2 protein-coding genes are annotated in these 1657 nt (G+C 70.3%); one reads left to right on the top strand and one right to left on the bottom strand.

From position 1 onward, the window contains the following. Nucleotides 1-270: 270 nt before the first annotated feature. Nucleotides 271-1065, top strand: coding sequence for an IS5 family transposase (locus tag ADL01_RS19870; protein ID WP_107090944.1), 795 nt, complete (start codon nt 271-273; stop codon nt 1063-1065). On the opposite strand, the gene ADL01_RS19865 is transcribed toward ADL01_RS19870, so the two are convergent. After that, a complete protein-coding gene (locus ADL01_RS19865) occupies nt 1013-1540 on the bottom strand; it encodes a hypothetical protein (RefSeq protein WP_234354724.1) in 528 nt (175 codons plus the stop codon). The genes ADL01_RS19870 and ADL01_RS19865 overlap by 53 nt on opposite strands. Nucleotides 1541-1657: the final 117 nt, after the last annotated feature.

The raw sequence follows: 1657 nt of genomic DNA, 5'->3' as shown, positions 1-1657 counted from the left end.
AGAAGCCGTATCTCAACCGGTCATGGAACGTGCGGGTCGAACAGGTTTCCCGCCGGGGTGATCTTCCCGTTGTCCGTGCATGAAGACAGGGCCTCTCGGTAGCTCGGGGATGCGAATCTGACCGAGCAGTGCCGGGAGGCCCTGGTGTCCTTGTTGTACGCGTCCGAGTCCGTTCAGTTCAACTCGGCTGCTCCATCGTGTGACTGCCTCGCGCATGTGTACGGCAACGCGGCCGACCATCCGGACCGGGAACGCCGGTATCCCTCGGACATGTCGGACGCGGAATGGGCGGCCATCCGGCCGTTGCTGCCGGTGCCGGCCTGGCTCCAGGGCCGGGGCGGGCAGCCCGAGGGCTACTGCCACCGTCAGCTGCTGGACGCGGTCCGTTACCTGGTCGCGGGCGGGATCTCCTGGCGGGCGATGCCAGCGGACTTCCCCGACTGGGGCCGGGTTTACGCCTTCTTCCGCCGCTGGCGCGAGCACGGGCTGATCACCGAGTTCCACGACCGGCTGCGCGGACGGGTGCGTGAGCGGGAGGGCCGTGAGGCGGAGCCGACGGCCGGGATCATCGATGCGCAGTCGGTGAAGGCAGCGGCCGCGGTGCCGTCCGTCTCGCGCGGCTGGGACGGCGGGAAGAAAGTGGGCGGCCGCAAGCGGCACATCGTGACCGACTGCCTCGGCCTGCTGCTGGTCGTCGCGGTGACCGCCGCGAACATCGGCGACCGCGACGCCGCGACGGGCCTGCTGACCCGGCTGCGCCGCCTGCACCGCGACATCACCCTGGTCTGGGGCGACGGCGGATACACCGGCGGCCTGGTCGACTGGTGCCGGCAGAGACTCGCGCTCACCCTTCAGGTCGTCAAGCGCACCGACGGCATGGAGGGGTTCGTGGTGCTGCCCAGGCGCTGGGTGGTGGAGCGCACGTTCGCGTGGCTGATGCATTCACGCCGGCTGGCCCGGGACTACGAGACGCTGCCGGCCAGCAGCGAGGCGATGATCCGGTGGTCGATGGTCACGCGGATGAGCCGGCGCCTGGCACGACCACGGGCCGCCGGCCGGCACTGAACATCCCCGACGTCTCCTGCACAAGCCACCCGCGCTCCGCCAGGCGCCTGGCCTTCGAGCGCACCCCCTCGACCTTCGCCGACGCCGTCCCAAGGCCCAGCTGAACCGTGATCTCCCTGGCCTTCAGCGGTCCCTGGCCCGCCGGCTGCCGCTCCTCCAGCACGCCCAGGATCCGCTGGTAGTCCGGCGCCAGCACCGTCACCGGCAATCCTTCGCCCCACGGTGGCACGATCGAGCCCGGCACCGGCGCGGGCGCGGTTTCCGCCCGCGCCGGTGCCTCGGACACGGCAGTGGTCTCAGCAGCCGAGGCCGCCAGGGCCTCGACCAACTCTTCCCGCGCGATCACCCGCCGGTCCAGCTCGATCTCGGCAGCCTCCAACACCCCGGCCAACCGGGCGACTTCCTCCCGCAGCCCTTCCACCCGCACACGGGCAGCCGACTCCCGCTCCTCCAGCATTCCCAGCACCGACGCCATCGCGCACCCCTCGCTCACGGAGCGGAAACAAGACGCCCGATGCCTCCCTCACTACGAGCCAGACCATGCCTGACCAGCAGAAATCAACCGATCATGTTCGGTTGAGACACGGCTTCT

The sequence above is a fragment of the Streptomyces sp. NRRL WC-3618 genome, assembly GCF_001280005.1.
GTDB lineage: Bacteria > Actinomycetota > Actinomycetes > Streptomycetales > Streptomycetaceae > Streptomyces.
This window is presented reverse-complemented; position numbering and strand designations above follow the sequence as displayed.